Annotated in this window: 24 protein-coding genes; 18 read left to right on the top strand and 6 right to left on the bottom strand. The window is 43.0% G+C overall.

Annotated elements, in window-relative coordinates; all coding sequences use genetic code 11:
• Positions 1-4 precede the first annotated feature (4 nt).
• The 12 genes from EDC16_RS06870 to EDC16_RS06815 all read left to right on the top strand — a co-directional run bounded on the left by EDC16_RS06870 (position 5) and on the right by EDC16_RS06815 (position 8330).
• Positions 5-919, top strand: coding sequence for a baseplate assembly protein (locus EDC16_RS06870; RefSeq protein ID WP_132966756.1), 915 nt, complete (start codon positions 5-7; stop codon positions 917-919).
• Complete coding sequence (locus tag EDC16_RS06865) at positions 912-1481, top strand: phage tail protein I (RefSeq protein ID WP_132966754.1); 570 nt, start codon at positions 912-914, stop codon at positions 1479-1481. The genes EDC16_RS06870 and EDC16_RS06865 overlap by 8 nt, the downstream gene beginning before the upstream one ends.
• Positions 1481-2389, top strand: a complete 909-nt coding sequence (locus EDC16_RS06860) for a tail fiber protein (protein ID WP_132966752.1) — start codon at positions 1481-1483, stop codon at positions 2387-2389. Before EDC16_RS06865 ends, EDC16_RS06860 begins: the two co-directional genes overlap by 1 nt.
• A 9-nt stretch (positions 2390-2398) precedes the next feature.
• A complete protein-coding gene (locus tag EDC16_RS06855; RefSeq protein WP_132966750.1) occupies positions 2399-3010 on the top strand; it encodes a hypothetical protein in 612 nt (203 codons plus the stop codon).
• Positions 3007-3459 carry an enoyl-CoA hydratase gene (locus EDC16_RS06850; protein WP_132966748.1) on the top strand — a complete coding sequence of 151 codons (453 nt, stop codon included), beginning with the start codon at positions 3007-3009 and terminating at the stop codon, positions 3457-3459. The genes EDC16_RS06855 and EDC16_RS06850 overlap by 4 nt, the downstream gene beginning before the upstream one ends.
• Positions 3460-3612: 153 nt before the next feature.
• Positions 3613-4785: a phage tail sheath protein gene (locus EDC16_RS06845; protein WP_132966746.1), complete on the top strand. Its 1173-nt coding sequence runs from the start codon at positions 3613-3615 to the stop codon at positions 4783-4785.
• 17 nt (positions 4786-4802) lie between these two features.
• Positions 4803-5312 (top strand): phage major tail tube protein, encoded by a 510-nt coding sequence (locus EDC16_RS06840; RefSeq protein ID WP_132966744.1) that lies wholly within the window; start codon positions 4803-4805, stop codon positions 5310-5312.
• 99 nt (positions 5313-5411) lie between these two features.
• Positions 5412-5720: a phage tail assembly protein gene (locus tag EDC16_RS06835; RefSeq protein ID WP_132966742.1), complete on the top strand. Its 309-nt coding sequence runs from the start codon at positions 5412-5414 to the stop codon at positions 5718-5720.
• Positions 5666-5878, top strand: a complete 213-nt coding sequence (locus tag EDC16_RS12925; protein ID WP_368656016.1) for a GpE family phage tail protein — start codon at positions 5666-5668, stop codon at positions 5876-5878. The genes EDC16_RS06835 and EDC16_RS12925 overlap by 55 nt, the downstream gene beginning before the upstream one ends.
• A 38-nt stretch (positions 5879-5916) precedes the next feature.
• The gene (locus EDC16_RS06825) at positions 5917-6351 is read left to right on the top strand and encodes a phage tail protein (protein WP_132966740.1); all 435 of its coding nucleotides are present in this window, start codon (positions 5917-5919) and stop codon (positions 6349-6351) included.
• Positions 6351-7502, top strand: a complete 1152-nt coding sequence (locus tag EDC16_RS06820) for a phage late control D family protein (protein WP_132966737.1) — start codon at positions 6351-6353, stop codon at positions 7500-7502. The genes EDC16_RS06825 and EDC16_RS06820 overlap by 1 nt, the downstream gene beginning before the upstream one ends.
• A gap of 60 nt (positions 7503-7562) precedes the next feature.
• Positions 7563-8330, top strand: a complete 768-nt coding sequence (locus tag EDC16_RS06815) for a putative phage abortive infection protein (protein WP_132966735.1) — start codon at positions 7563-7565, stop codon at positions 8328-8330.
• Positions 8331-8483: 153 nt separating this feature from the next.
• Here the strand turns inward: EDC16_RS06815 and EDC16_RS06810 are convergent, their stop codons facing one another.
• From EDC16_RS06810 to EDC16_RS06795, 4 genes are read right to left on the bottom strand one after another with little or no spacing between them, the layout of a single operon-like run.
• Complete coding sequence (locus tag EDC16_RS06810; RefSeq protein WP_132966733.1) at positions 8484-8855, bottom strand: hypothetical protein; 372 nt, start codon at positions 8853-8855, stop codon at positions 8484-8486.
• Positions 8852-9256, bottom strand: a complete 405-nt coding sequence (locus EDC16_RS06805; protein WP_132966731.1) for a hypothetical protein — start codon at positions 9254-9256, stop codon at positions 8852-8854. Before EDC16_RS06805 ends, EDC16_RS06810 begins: the two co-directional genes overlap by 4 nt.
• Before the next feature lie 7 nt (positions 9257-9263).
• On the bottom strand, positions 9264-10364 hold the full coding sequence (locus tag EDC16_RS06800; RefSeq protein ID WP_132966729.1) for a BRCT domain-containing protein: 1101 nt from the start codon (positions 10362-10364) through the stop codon (positions 9264-9266).
• Positions 10365-10373: 9 nt separating this feature from the next.
• Positions 10374-10766: a helix-turn-helix domain-containing protein gene (locus EDC16_RS06795; RefSeq protein ID WP_132966727.1), complete on the bottom strand. Its 393-nt coding sequence runs from the start codon at positions 10764-10766 to the stop codon at positions 10374-10376.
• Between the two features lie 122 nt (positions 10767-10888).
• On the opposite strand from EDC16_RS06795, the gene EDC16_RS06790 reads away from it, so the two are divergent.
• A complete protein-coding gene (locus EDC16_RS06790; protein ID WP_132966725.1) occupies positions 10889-11071 on the top strand; it encodes a hypothetical protein in 183 nt (60 codons plus the stop codon).
• Positions 11072-11100: 29 nt separating this feature from the next.
• The gene (locus tag EDC16_RS06785) at positions 11101-11352 is read left to right on the top strand and encodes a hypothetical protein (RefSeq protein WP_132966723.1); all 252 of its coding nucleotides are present in this window, start codon (positions 11101-11103) and stop codon (positions 11350-11352) included.
• A gap of 169 nt (positions 11353-11521) precedes the next feature.
• Here the strand turns inward: EDC16_RS06785 and EDC16_RS06780 are convergent, their stop codons facing one another.
• Together EDC16_RS06780 and EDC16_RS06775 are read right to left on the bottom strand one after the other, a co-directional pair.
• Complete coding sequence (locus EDC16_RS06780; protein WP_132966721.1) at positions 11522-11764, bottom strand: hypothetical protein; 243 nt, start codon at positions 11762-11764, stop codon at positions 11522-11524.
• A 106-nt stretch (positions 11765-11870) separates the two neighbouring features.
• Positions 11871-12182 carry a hypothetical protein gene (locus EDC16_RS06775; RefSeq protein ID WP_132966719.1) on the bottom strand — a complete coding sequence of 104 codons (312 nt, stop codon included), beginning with the start codon at positions 12180-12182 and terminating at the stop codon, positions 11871-11873.
• Positions 12183-12241: 59 nt separating this feature from the next.
• Here EDC16_RS06775 and EDC16_RS06770 point away from each other — a divergent pair, with 59 nt between their 5' ends.
• From EDC16_RS06770 to EDC16_RS06755, 4 genes are all read left to right on the top strand, one after another.
• Positions 12242-12892: a hypothetical protein gene (locus EDC16_RS06770; protein WP_132966717.1), complete on the top strand. Its 651-nt coding sequence runs from the start codon at positions 12242-12244 to the stop codon at positions 12890-12892.
• Positions 12885-13349 (top strand): hypothetical protein, encoded by a 465-nt coding sequence (locus EDC16_RS06765; RefSeq protein ID WP_132966715.1) that lies wholly within the window; start codon positions 12885-12887, stop codon positions 13347-13349. The genes EDC16_RS06770 and EDC16_RS06765 overlap by 8 nt, the downstream gene beginning before the upstream one ends.
• Complete coding sequence (locus EDC16_RS06760; protein WP_132966713.1) at positions 13349-13600, top strand: hypothetical protein; 252 nt, start codon at positions 13349-13351, stop codon at positions 13598-13600. The genes EDC16_RS06765 and EDC16_RS06760 overlap by 1 nt, the downstream gene beginning before the upstream one ends.
• A gap of 105 nt (positions 13601-13705) precedes the next feature.
• Complete coding sequence (locus EDC16_RS06755; RefSeq protein ID WP_132966711.1) at positions 13706-13957, top strand: hypothetical protein; 252 nt, start codon at positions 13706-13708, stop codon at positions 13955-13957.
• Positions 13958-13964 lie beyond the last annotated feature (7 nt).

The raw sequence follows: 13964 nt of genomic DNA, 5'->3' as shown, positions 1-13964 counted from the left end.
CATTATGACAAAACAAGTTGATCTATCCAAACTGCCAGCCCCCAAAGTGATTGAAGAAATCGACTTTGAAACGCTGCTGACGGCACGCAAACAGAATTTTCTAGCGCGCTTTGCCGACAGCGCCGAGCGCGCACACTGGCAAAGCCGGTTAACCTTGGAATCTGACCCCGTCACCAAGTTACTGGAGGAAAATGCGTATCTTGAAACACTACTGCGTGCGCGGATTAATGCGGCTGCAAAATCGGTGATGCTTGCCTACGCAACCGACAGTGATTTAGATCATCTGGGCGCATTATTGGGCGTGGAACGTTTGATTGAGGTTGCAGCCAATCCAACCGCAAATCCGCCGATTGAAGCCGAATATGAAACCGATGACCGTTTCCGAACCCGAATTCAATTATCACTGGAGTCAAAAACAACTGCCGGGTCACGCAACAGTTATTATTGGCACACCCTCACCGCCTCAACCGATGTCAAAGACGCGGAGATCACCAGCCCACAGCCGGGGACGGTTGATGTCACAGTATTATCCAAAAAAACACAAGGACAAGCAGATAGCGCACTGATTAACATCGTCAAAACCGCCCTGAACGCGGAAGACGTGCGCCCGTTGACAGACACCGTGAATGTGAAATCCGCAACCATTATCAGCTATAACATCAATGCCGAACTCACACTGTACCCGTCCACTGCCGAAGCGGTGATTTTGGAAAAAGTACAAAGTGCGGTGCGCCAATTTGTTGAAAATAAACATAAATTGGGTTTTGATATTACCCTTTCCGCTATCTACGCCTCACTACACCAAGAGGGCGTGCAGAATGTACAACTGAAAGCCCCGACAGCGGATTTAGTGATCCAACCGACCCAAGTCGGCTATTGTACGGCGATCAATATCAACGTAGGCGGACGCAATGAATAATCGCAACTTACTGCCGCCAAATCAAACCGCACTTGAAAAACGACTATCGTTTGAACTCTCACAGATTTTTAATCTTGACGTGCCGATTTCACTGCTGTGGCACGCGGAACACTGCCCTACCGCACTTTTACCGTGGCTAGCGTGGGCGTTGTCGGTGGATGAATGGGATGACAACTGGAGCGAAGAGCAAAAGCGCAACACGATTTTACAATCGGCACGGCTGCACAAGCAAAAAGGCACGGTAGCCAGTATCCGCCGCGTGTTGCAATCTGCCGGATATGGCGATGCGGAAATCCTCGAAAATCTCAACGCCAAGCAATATGACGGCACGATTACTTATAACGCCGACTATTTTTACGGCGATGAAGACAAACACTGGGCAATGTACCGAATTTACCTAAAACGCCCAATCACGATCGAACAAGCCGCGCAAATACGTCGATTATTAGACAACACCGCGCCAGCACGCTGCCATTTAGCCGGCTTGCACTACGAACAAGCCGGTCATTTGTACAACAATACCATTAATTATAATGGTCAATACACCTACGGAGTAGCCTAATGACAAAACTCGTCGAAAACCCAAAATGGGAAGAAGAAATCTATCAACTCGAGAAAACCGATCCGGTTGTCGCCGGATTGGACGGCATTGCAAACCGACAAGCTCAACAACTTGCAAACCGAACAAATTATTTAAAAACCGAACAAGACAAACTCAAAACCGCTACCGAAGCGGCAAGCACAACAAAGAGCGGAACAACAAAACTATCCAGCTCAACCACGAGCAGCAGCGAAGCGGAAGCGGCAACGCCTTTAGCAGTCAAAACCGCAATGGACAGAGCCAATGAAGCGCACACTCTTGCCGATGGTAAAGCACCGCTTGACAGCCCGGCACTCACTGGCTCGCCAACAGCGCCGACCGCTGCGCAAACCGTTAACAGTACGCAAATTGCAACCACGGCATTTGTTAAATCAGCAATCGCGGAACTGGTCGGCGGCGCACCGGCACAGCTCGACACTTTGAAAGAAATCGCCACCGCGTTGGGTAACAATGCCAATTTAAACAGCACATTGCTGGCAGAAATTGGCAAAAAAGCTAATGCAAGTCATACGCACACTGCTGCCAATATTACCGATTTTAATACTGCGGTAACACGGTTATTTACACAAAGCTACAATAATACCGGGTGGGCAAAACTACCAAACGGGTTAATCATTCAGTGGGGGAGGTTGACTATTAAAGTACCAAGGTTAGGAGCAGCTGCAAGTGGTCAGTATATTACATTTCCGATCGCATTCCCAACGTCGGTATTCGCAATAGCGGGGGATTTTCTATCAGGTATATCTGAAAGGGGAGGCGTTCATAAAACACTTGAAACCCAAGAAAATCATCGGTTTTGGTTAAGAACAATTAGCAGTGTTGATGTTGAAAACGCACATGAGTTTAAATGGTTTGCGTTGGGTATTTAAGGAGAATGTATGTATTTTTATGATATTAACAATAAAGGGTTCTTACATAGTGAAATCAACGAAATCCCGAATGGTGCAATTGCACTAACAGATGAACAATATCAACAACTTTTTGAAGCAGTATCAAACGGCTATCAAATCAGAGTTGATGGCACAAACATTACATTGATTGCACCACAGCCGACAGCGTATCACACCCTTGAAAACGGCGAATGGGTTTTAAGTGATGACGCAAAAAAACAGAAACGTGCGGATTTGCTCAACCAGCTAATTACCTCCATCGACAACACAGCAGCCCTCATTTCGGCACAGTGGACACGCTTCACGGAAGAATATAAAGAGCGAGAAGCCGCGGCACTTGTCTATAAACAGCACAACTACAAGGGCGAGGCAGGAATTTATATCACCGGTTTCAGCAGCGCTGCTGGAATCGATAACAAAACCGCAACGGATTTGATTTTGCGCCAAGCCGACGGCTTGCGACAGCTGCAAGCGGCACTGTCAGTACAGCGTATGCGCAAATATGAACTGAAAAAAGAGGGTTTGAGCGAGGCAGATTTGCAGTCAATCCACGATGATATTATCCACCAAATGCGGCAGCTAGCGGAGGCGTACGAATGACGAAAGTTTATTTAGCTCTATACAAGGGCAAAAAGCAAGGCTGGAAGCCACGTGATATTGTCGCGCGGTTCAGTGATTGGCTAACACGCAAGCTGACTAAAGGCATTTATTCGCATTGTGAGATTGCGACGAGTATCCGCGATTGTTACTTTGATTGCTATTCATCTTCAATCCGTGACGGCGGAGTAAGGTTTAAAAATATGCCTTTGCCGCCGAGTAAATGGGATTTAATCCCGATAACTGACGTATCAGAAAGCGAGATTAACGCATTTTTTGAGCTGACTAAAGGCAAACGTTATGACTGGTTCGGCGCCATCGGCATCGTCTTAAAATTCCGCAACGCACGCTCAAAATATTTTTGTTCCGAATGGTGTGCGGAAATGTTGGGGCTGCATGAACCGTGGCGGTTTAGTCCAAATGACCTTGCCGCCATCTATCACAAAAAATAATTTTGGTTTGGAATATTCCTGATTATTGCCGGGATATTCCAAATTTTTATCCGCAGATTGTCAAACCCAACATCACAACCCCCACAACACGACAACCGCACTTTTGGCGATCACAATAGCCCTTGACGATTTTTAATCAATCAAGGAAATCATATGGAATACTTACACGGAATCCGAGTGATCGAACTCAACGACGGCACACGCCCGATTCGCACGATTTCAACAGCGATTATCGGCATGGTGTGTACCGCCAACGATGCAGACGCAGACACTTTCCCACTCAATGAACCTGTTTTAATCACCAACCCACTTGCTGCCATTGCCAAGGCAGGTAAAAAAGGCACCTTGGCGCAGGCGTTGGACGCGATTGCCGACCAAGTCAACACCCCATGCGTGATTGTGCGGGTGACCGAAGATGACAGCGACGACAGTGTGACCAAAGCCAACATCATCGGCACAGTGACAGAAGAGGGCAAATACACAGGCTTGAAAGCGTTGCTGACCGCGCAATCAAAATTAAGCGTGAAACCGCGTATTTTAGGCGTGCCGAAATTTGATGATGCCGACGTTGCTACCGAGCTTGCCGGCATTGCACAAAAATTACGGGGTTTTGCCTACGTTTCCGCACACGGCTGCAAAACCAAGGAAGAGGCGGTTGCCTATCAGAAAAAATTCAGCCAGCGTGAACTAATGGTCATTTTTGGCGATTTTATTACTTTCAACACCGCCACCAAAGCCAAAGAAACCACCTATGCGGTGGAACGAGCCTTGGGCTTGCGAGCGTTGATTGATAAAACGGTAGGCTGGCATAAAACCATTTCCAACGTGGGCATTAATGGCGTGAGCGGTGTGACGAAAGATATTACTTTTGAACTGCAAGATAGCAGCACCGACGCTAACTACTTGAACGAAAAGAAAGTCACCGTACCGATTAACTTTAACGGTTTCCGTTTGTGGGGTTCGCGCACTTGTTCCGACGATCCGCTATTTGCGTTTGAAAACTACACCCGCACCGCGCAAGTGTTGGCGGATACGATTGCCGAAGCGCACGCATGGGCAATAGACAAACCGATTACCCCGACTTTAGTCAAAGATATTATCGAAGGCATTAATGCCAAATTCCGTGAGCTGAAAAATCTAGGCTACATCGTGGACGCAACAGCGTGGTTCGACGGCGAAATCAACAGCAAAGAAACGCTGAAAGACGGCAAGTTGTACATTGATTATGACTATACGCCGGTGCCGCCGTTGGAGAATCTGAACTTCCGTCAGCGCATCACTGACCGCTATTTAGCCGACTTTGCCGCCAAAGTTGCCGCAGCATAAACGATAGGAGCTGAAACATGGCATTACCTCGTAAACTGAAACAAATGAATCTGTTCGTGGACGGCAACAGCTATCACGGACAAGCAACAGAAATCACCGTGCCGAAACTGGCGATCAAAGCAGAAGCCTACCGCGCAGGCGGGATGTTGGGAGAAGTGGATATTGATCTAGGATTGGAAAAGCTGGAAATCGAGCATAAATACGGCGGCATTATTCCGGAGATTTTTAAACAATTCGGCGAAATCAAAATCGACGGCGTGCTACTGCGCTTTGCCGGCAGCTATCAGCGTGACGATACGGGAGACATTGAGCCGGTGGAAGTGGTGGTCCGAGGTCGCCATGCTGAAATCGACCCGGGCAACGCCAAAATGGGCGACGACACCGAACACACGGTGAAATCCTCGCTGACCTACTACAAACTGACTGTCAACGGTGAAGACATCATCGAAATTGATATGGTGAATATGGTGTATATCGTCAACGGCAATGACCGCATGGCGGAACATCGAGCCGCTATCGGTTTATAGGTATCGGTTTATAACAGAACACACACCCAGCGGCATTTTCTGCACCGCACTTTTGCAACAGGAATGCCGCTTTTTTAAAATACTGAATGGAATATCAACATGAGCAAAACCACCAAACCAGAAGCCAAAAACGCTAAATTTATCACCTTGACCGAGCCGTTGCGCCGTGGTGATACCGAGCTGACAGAAATCACAATTTTAAAACCGAATGTTTTAACGCTGAAAGGCTTAAAAATGTTTGAAATCATGCAGATTGATGTTGACGCCTACATTCAACTGCTGCCGCGGATTACCGCCCCTGCACTGACCAAAACAGAATTGCAGAATATGGAAGCAGTGGACTTTACCGCACTTTGCTTGGAAACAGTCGGTTTTTTCGTGAAAGCGGAAGCGACGCTAGAAGCATAAGCGAAAGTGCGGTATTAATCCCTCACAGCGTAGAAGACGCAATCGCCGACATCGCAACCGTATTCCATTGGCCGCCAAGCGTGTTTGATGAAATGGAACTGGATGAGCTGATGAACTGGCGCGAAAAAGCCCGACAACGGGTGCAAACTGACGAATAAATAGGGCGGATTTCCGCCCTTTTGCATAAGGGGAAAATATGTTTCAACAGTCAGCAATGATGATTTTTGGGTTGTTTGTTTTCACTCAACAAACGATCCCATATCAAGAATTAAGCCGACAACTGAACTGGCGGCATCCGACTAACTCAGTTATCGGACGTTTGCCGAAAACGCAATTCACAGGCAAAGAAAGCGAAACCATCACCATTAACGGCGTGCTAATGCCGTCGCTGACAGGCGGCCGCATGAGTTTGGGAATGCTGGAATTAATGGCAGAAATGGGCAAAAGCTACCCTCTTATCGGCGGCAACTTTGAATTTTTCGGCTTTTTCGTGATTGAGTCGTTTAGTGAAACCCGCTCTTTCTTGTTTGCAGACGGCGCAGCGCGACGGATTGAATTCAGCATGACGTTGAAACGCACCAACGATTCAATGCTGTTGGAATACACCGACCAACTACTGGAGATGATTTGATGTTTGACGTTATGGACCTGACCAAAACCAACCACAAAACCCCGATTTTTAAAATCACGGTGACGAGCAAAGGCGAAACCAAAGATATTACATCAGTCGTTTCCGACCGTTTGATCAGCCTTAGCCTAGCCGACAATCGCGGATTTGAAGCCGACCAGTTAGACATTGAATTAAGCGATCACGATGGCAAACTAGCATTCCCGTCACGTGGCGCAATGGTCGAGGCGTGGATAGGTTGGCAAGATAGCGGCTTGGTCAATAAAGGCAAATACACCGTGGACGAAATCGAATACAGCGGTGCCCCGGACAAATTGATCATCCGCGCCAGAAGTGCCGATTTGATGGGTAGTTTAAACACAAAACAAGAACGCAGTTTTGAAGCGATGTTTTTGGGGGCATTAATTGAATTTCTGGCGCGGGAACACGGCTTAAAAGCAGTATATGACGAAGAACTGGGCATGCAAGCGGTCACTCATCTAGACCAAACCAACGAAAGCACAATCAATCTATTAACACGGCTTGCAGAACAATATGACGCCATCGCCACAGTGAAAAACGGCTGTTTGATGTTTATCAAAGCCGGGCGCATGAAAACCGCCAGCGGTGAAGATTTGCCGGAGATGGTGATCACTAAAAAAAGCGGCGACAGTTACCGCTTCTCACTGAATGAGGGCGATAATTACACCGCGGTACGAGCGTATTGGCATAATCTGGACAACGGTAAAAAAGGCGAAGTGATTATTGATCAAAATACCGAAGTCCAGCGCAAAAATTTGACGACAAAAAGAGGGGAAAATAGCAGACAGAAAAAAAATGTACTGGTACAAACCGAACCGGTGGAAACCGACGCCAACAAAATGAAAACCCTACGCCATATCTATCAAAATGAAGCTAAAGCCATCACCGGCGCAAAAGCGGCATTTTCAAAAATGAAGCGCGGCGTTGCCTCTTTCTCGCTGACCCTTGCCAACGGCAACCCCGAATTGATACCGGAACTGCCTGCGTCACTGATTGGCTTTAAAGACGAAATCGACTCGACAAGCTGGATAGTGACACAAGTCACGCATAGTATCGGTGACGGGGGATATACTTGTGGAGTGGAGTTTGAGTTGGATGTTGAGGATAAACAACATAAAGAGATTGAACTTTGACTATAAATAATGTTATAAGAATTCATAGTAAAATTAAAAGTCAACAAAATAGGTATAAAAATGCCAAATCAATCCATTGAATTTACAAGGGAGATTATTCAATCGTTCTCAAGCTGGATTCAGCCATCAAATATATTACTACTTCTTAGTGCTATAATTTCAGGTTTTGCAGTTCGTTTAAGCTATCTGGCATTGCAACAAGCCAGAAATTCCCAAACTGAAATTTTATTTAAAAACACTTTTGATACATTATTAGAACAATATCGAATAGAATTAAATAAATTAAACAATGAAGTCACAAGTAAAAAAATATTTCGCACAATAAATAAAATATTTGATGTTAATACCCGCACTATAAACCCAAATAAAGCATATATTATTAATAAGCCAGATTATATTAATATTTTTCTTATTGTTTATAGAGTATTAAAACTGATTGATGAAAGCAAGTTAGAAGATAAGAGAAACTTTTCGGCAATCATGAGAGCCATCATTCCTAATAATTTTTTATGGCTAATTTCAATCAATTGCTTACATACTCAAAAAACTGAACAATCAAACTACTTTGGTGAATTTAAGAAACTTTGGTCTAAGCATGCAATGTTAGAACATATTAAATTATTTTATGATTTCTCTCCGGAAGAGTTTGAAGATATAACAGATGACGAGTTCGCAGAATTGGATATTGAAAAAAGTAATTATAAAGAATACCACATCAACATATTGATTCATTTTAAAGAACAGTTTGGGCAAGAAGTGTTTGGTGATGGTTTTAATCTTAAATATTTTGAAAATGAATTTAAAAAGCAAGAAGCTCCATTCAGGTAAGTGTAAGTTTCTTATTTTTTGTGAGGTTACTCAAATAATTTGATGGAATCAGGAAAATCCATTGATTCGCTGATCAGGGTAATGTACTATTATTTCGCTACTTGTTCGGTACGAGAGCAAGCACATAGAGAGTATAGAGGCGGCTACTTTATGTTATTCTTTTGTCCACCCCATTATCATCATTGACATCATAGCCATATCAGCCACTTCAATTGTAGCGAGATCTGGATCTACTTTTTTTCCATTGCAGGCGGCGGTATCCAAAGACTCAATAATTTGTTCCGCCATGACTTTTAGTCCAGACATACCATAACTATCAATAGCTTGTGTGATTTCAGTTTTAAGCATCTTATCTTGATAGCCTACCGCCACAAAATCCCCTGCCGTTGCTAACTTATTTTTAACATCAGCCTGACACCAATCCTTCATCGTTGCTTTATGTAGTGTGCCCTTTTCCTCATACCATTCTTTAGCTGACAAACCGGCGGATAAAATTAATAAACACAAAAAAGTTAGTTTTTTCATTTTTCAGCTCTCTTTCTCTTACTCAAAATCCATATTTTAAATTGATAAAGTTTAAAAATAATTGAGTGACTGAAACGGAATTTATCATCACTCATTTGGTTCTTATAAACCAATGCAACCGGTATTAATGTTTTTGCCATGGCATGAAACTGTTGTAGATGTTCATCATTTAACTCTTTAAACCAGCCGTGGCCATGTTGCGCTTTGCAGTGGTTGTAAATCGCCCAATATGTTGGAGTGGCTAACGTTTTTAGATCTGTAATGGTTTGGACTAATTTTTCTCTTTCATCTATTGAAAGTGCGGTTTTATTATTACCTTGGTAGAAGTGGTTATGCTGATCACCGGCTACCATATTTTCTACATTGCCGTTGGAATATTGATTAATATTATCTGACTTCATTATTATTTTATGTTCTCACTAATGCTAAAAAATCATCTTCAACAAGAATTGGAATGTCTAAATTCTGAGCTTGTATTAATTTCGCTCCTGCTCTTTCACCACAAATAAGATAATCGGTATTTCTTGCAACTTGATTAGACACTATTGCATTATGTTTTTCTGCCAATACTTTTCCCTCTGACAAAGTGAATGACTTAAAACGTCCGACGAAGCATAACGTTTTTCCAGATAACGGATTATCACCGTCTATAGCTTGTTTGGTTTCAGGATCGGGAATTTCGCCAGTATCAATCATAGTTAAAAATTCTGATTCGTTCATACAACTAGCACCATTGGATTCCGCTTGCTGTTTTTTGCTCCAACCAGCATTTTTTCCACAAACTAGATAAGTCAAATTAATCGTTACTGTTTTTCTGACGAGAAAATCATGAATGGTTGCCAATGTTTCTAAATATTCTCGCTGATTTTTTAAGAAGCCTGTAAAACAAATTTCCAGTTGTTCAGGTTTATTGTTAGCAAAAGTTTCTCGATATCTTGAATAAATGCCTTTTTCTTTTAACCAGTCATCAAGTGATAAATATTCATCATTACTTTTTAATGTGACTCCACCTAATATACGATCAATTCTAAAAGTACGTTCAGCCTTTCTATCGTGGCAATAGCCTTCAATGTATTTTGAATCAACTAAATGAATATCAATAGTCCGATAGCTAAAATTATCATCTACATCAGAATAGGAAAAAGAAATAGTATTCAAATTACGAGTTTTAGTATTGGATTCTCGCCATTCTTTCGTTGACCTTTTTTGAGAACTTTTGGGTAAACGGTGTTCTTTATTAACAGGTTGTTTTGGTATCGGTTGATTTTCTTGAAATAGCATTGGTGTTTCTTCACTCTGAATAACGGATACTTGAGTCGAATTTTCTTCTTTATTTTTGACTGCTTTTATTTGGTGGTTATCAGCATCTGTTTTAGAAAAAATTTTACCAAGCACTGCACTAATAATGATAATCCCCCAGAAAAAAGAACCGCCCACCGTATCACCAAATATATCAGCGAGCCAAACACTAATTAGCAATAAAATAAATAGAACCAAACATCCAGCCAAAATAAAGCCTTATTTCCTTTTCTGATTCCCCGCCACCATATTGGCAACATTCCCACCGGCAGACTGATTCACCCCACCACCCACTGCACTTTTGCCTAACCCGCTTAAAAATCCGATAGCTTCCAGTTTTTTGCTGTCGTCTAAGGTGCGGAAAGCAGACAGTGCCAGACGTTCGGCAGCATCGAGTTCATCTTTTCGTTCACCGAGAAGCAGCCAATCTAACGATAAGCCCCATCTTTTCACAAATGTAATATAGATTTCTGGCGGCAGTGAGTTTCGACTGCGCCAATTTGAAATATTTGTACTGGGTACACCGATCATTTCTGCCAATGATTTATCGCTGTTTGCCCTTACGGTTTCTTTCATTCGTTCAATTATTGAACTAACGTCCAAGTTTTCCATAAAAACCTCTTGCAATATCTCAAAATGAGCTTGCAATATCTCAAAATGAGATCTATATTATTTACACAAATCAAAAAATAGTAACTTCTACACAATATTACACAAATAGAGGAGATTTTTCTATGAAAGAAATCGACTTAAAGAAAAAACGTGAGCTAGATCAAGCAGAAAAAACCGATAAGCCAAAAGTTCAGGTGACGTTGGAATGGGCAGATCATGCCGAGCTGGTCGAGCGGGCAAAAACCAAAGGCGTGAAAACCGGCACGCTGGCACGGATGTTGATTCTGGAACAGATGTATCAGTGATGGGAATTTAGTTAATTAAGGGGTGTGTGATGTCGTTATTAATAAAAGAACAAATTATAGAACGTTTCGCAAACGTTGCAAGGGAATGTAGAGATCTTGAACAAATATTAGCTACGCAAAAAAACCTTTTTACGGTTATTCAGGCAAAAGAAAACAATCTCATTACGATGGGGGATTTTTTGGATACACGGATAGGGGATATTAAGCTTATCGCTGTTCTTATGACCCGTTTTATCGATGATATTTATAAATTAAAAAAAGATTTTAATGAAATTTTATAAATATCACGGGGGCGCGGCGTGGAGATTTAATAAATAAGGTGGTGTGTGGTGTGTAATGAAAAAACAACGGTTGCTGATGTGTTCAACAGGTTATCCGAAATCAATTTGATGATTGCTATTGCGACTGGCAAGGTTGCAAGGGATAACCCTGATTTTGCTTGGTTGATTTCTAATTTGCTTTATCAGCAAGCACGCGTTTTAAGGTTGTTAGAACTTCCGGCATATAGTCAGCAAGATACTGAATTGTCTTTGGACGCTGCGGCTTTGTTAAATCAAATTCACGAACAGCTCGCAGTGCTAGAAGGCGAAAGCCTACTTCAGCTTTAGAAGGAAATTTTTCCAGTTGGTTCGCAAGCTGAATAATTTCTTGTTGCTGGGCAATGAGTTCGTCAAGGTTGTATTTTTTCGGCATAGGGTTTCCTTTTTGTAATGGGTCGTTTAATAAAATTTAAGGTGGTGTGTGGTGTGTAATGAAAGAAAAAAACGCCAGAAACACAAGGCGTTTTCGAAACAAGGGATTAAAGGCGTTCAGCAATCGTCTGTTGTGTTTGTTGAAGGCAATCTATCAGTGACTGTACATATTCACGCCCAACCGAATCATCTTGCGCCAATTCCTGCTGAATCGTCCGGTATTGCTCAAGCTGCTGCGAAAGCAATCGCACAAGCGGAGATAAATCAGCGGTTGAAGCCAAGAGCGGTATTACGAGATGAAGATTAAGGGCTTGGTGTTGTTCGTGCTGATAGATAAGTTCGGAAAGCAGATTAATTCGGTCGGTCTTTTTCTGCATTTGAGTTTCTAATTTGGCAAGACGTAATTCAAGGTCATTCATAATAAAACTCCTTTTTCTGATTGGAAAATTGAGTTTAACAAATTTTAAGGTGGTGTGTGATGTGTATTCATCAATGTTTGATGTGTGGACATTGGGCAGCTAGGGAAACAAAAAAGCATGGGAAATTTAAATGCCGTTTCTGTGGCGCAGAGTATGAGAAAACAAGAAATCCTATTCAAAAACCTGCAATGTTGGGTCAATTTCGTGCGCTATGCGAAGAAGTGCTTGCGCTTGTCGGGGCTGATTCTGTTCCAGTAGCCGATGATACTCCTGCCGAAGCTGACGCTGTACGTCAGGCACAGTTGTCATGCGATGTTTTAGCGCAACTGCATAAAGTTGCTGAATGGAAGCGCGATAGATGTTTGGCGTTTGCGGATTTTCGAGCAGTGCAAGACAAAGGGCATTCAGAAATGCTTGCGCCGGACTTGTTGGATTGCCCTGTTTCTTTAGCTGATCTAACTCATATTCTCGAGCGTATTTCTCACGATGTTTGGGATGATACTGATCTTCTTCTCTATCAAACATTTATTTTTCCTCTTTTGGCTGGCTTCGGAGAGCGGTTCGGGTCGCTTTGTGCGTTGGCTATGCAGGGCATGATTATACAAGAGCGGTTGCGCAAAGGGCAATCGGCAGCTGTGCCGGATACGGCTGTGATTTGGCAGGATTTGAAAGCGGTTTTAGTGAAATATTCAGGGGTGTGTGATGTGTAATGAAAACAAATGTAAAAACCAATGCCCGCGTTGTGGCGGGCAAGTTGTGGCTATTGATGTGATGGCAGCAATAAATCAAGGGTGTGCGCAAATTGCTGTTGCAGATCCGGTTCTGGCGCAAGCTGTGCGGCAATTTGCTCGCAGTCTTGCCTTAAACGGTGCACATCTATCGCTTTTGCGCAATGGAGTTGCTCGACGATTGCGCGCAAAACAATTTGCTGCGTTATTTGCTGGTGATCCGTTGCCAGTTGCGCCGTATGTAGCTGAAATAGTTGATCTTGAAGTTCTTCAATCGTCAGTTGGAGTTCTGCATAGCTTGCAGCTTCATTTAGCGGATTCATTTTATCAGTCGTCATCGTCGATTTCCTCATTTGCAAAGTTGCATACATTGGGTGAGGAGTATAGCAAAGAATTGCGCAATCTGATCCGTCAGGCAGAAAAATCACAGGGGGAATAATGGCGAATATTGATCATAAATGCTTAAACTGCGGTTCGACTAATTTGCGCGTCAGAACATCGCAAAAGGTGGGTATGCGCACCATTGATGTGTTGTTGATTTGTAACAATTGTGGGGCGAAAAACCATGCGTTGAGTGAGATTTATAAATTGGAAACGCCGATTTATAACGAGCGGCAGGAAGCGTTGAAAATCAACAAACCACTACTGCAGATTGATGAAAACCAATTGGGCTTACCCTTAGAAGACTAACCCGAGTAAGCCAAAATCACTAAAACCGACACCGTCGGCGATTCTTTTCGATTTTCGGAAATTTTGCCGAGGGATTTTTGCAACCAAAATTTAAGGATTTGAACAATGATTAAGCAACGGAACTATAAAAAGGTGACGAAATTCGGTAAACGCCGGGTGAATTTGTTTGAGCTGGAACAGCGTGTAACCGCACTTGAGCAGTCAACACGGCGGCAAAGTCGGGTGAACGGTCATCAAATCAGAGTCAACAATAGCACAGATTTGCTGTTGGATATGTTGGAAGAAAAAATCGACGCACTACTACAGCGGCAGAACCGCACTTTCTTGCAGTGGTTGTTGTGGAAGTTGAGTAAGTAACGAATCG

It is taken from the genome of Testudinibacter aquarius, from assembly GCF_004342725.1.
GTDB classification, from domain to species: domain Bacteria; phylum Pseudomonadota; class Gammaproteobacteria; order Enterobacterales; family Pasteurellaceae; genus Chelonobacter; species Chelonobacter aquarius.
This window is presented reverse-complemented; position numbering and strand designations above follow the sequence as displayed.